Annotated in this window: 1 protein-coding gene; it reads left to right on the forward strand. The window is 48.3% G+C overall.

Features of this window, described 5'->3' with window-relative positions; all coding sequences use genetic code 11:
- Positions 1-569: replication protein (locus C9J47_RS26895; RefSeq protein ID WP_211321798.1), on the forward strand; the 569-nt coding region annotated here is incomplete at both ends.

Consider the following 569-nt stretch of genomic DNA (forward strand, 5'->3'; position numbering starts at 1 on the left):
CTGGCAGAGAATGGCAGTGCTTCGAGGCGATAATCTGGCTGACGTACGGCTGGAACAAAAAACAAGACCGTGTAACAAATACTGTTATAGCTGATCTTACCGGCCTTAATGATACCCACGTTTCCAATGCAATTAAGTCGTTAGCAGAGAGAAAAATCATATTCAGCCGCAAGCAGGGAGTGATGAAAATTGTGGGAGTGAATACGGATCTATCGGCATGGGTTTTAGATAAACCGAAGGCGGTAACCATTTTCCCGGAAACGGTAAAACCCTTACCGGAAACGGTAATAGTGTTACCGGAAACGGTAGACACCCAATACAAGAACAAGAACAGTATTAAAAACCCTCCGTCCGAGAATTCTCACGAATCCTCAGACCCGCCGAAAAGTAAATCCGTTTCTGTCAGACCTGATGCTGCAGTAAGTTCACCCAAGGGAAACCAGTGGGGATCCGCTGACGACCTGAAAGCTGCGCAGTGGATTTACTGCAAAGTCAAAATCGTTTTCCCGGCAGCACAGGAGCCAACCTGGCACGGCTGGGCGAATGACATCCGCCTGATGCGGCAGGTT

Source organism: Photobacterium indicum, from assembly GCF_003026215.1.
Lineage (GTDB): Bacteria > Pseudomonadota > Gammaproteobacteria > Enterobacterales > Vibrionaceae > Photobacterium > Photobacterium indicum.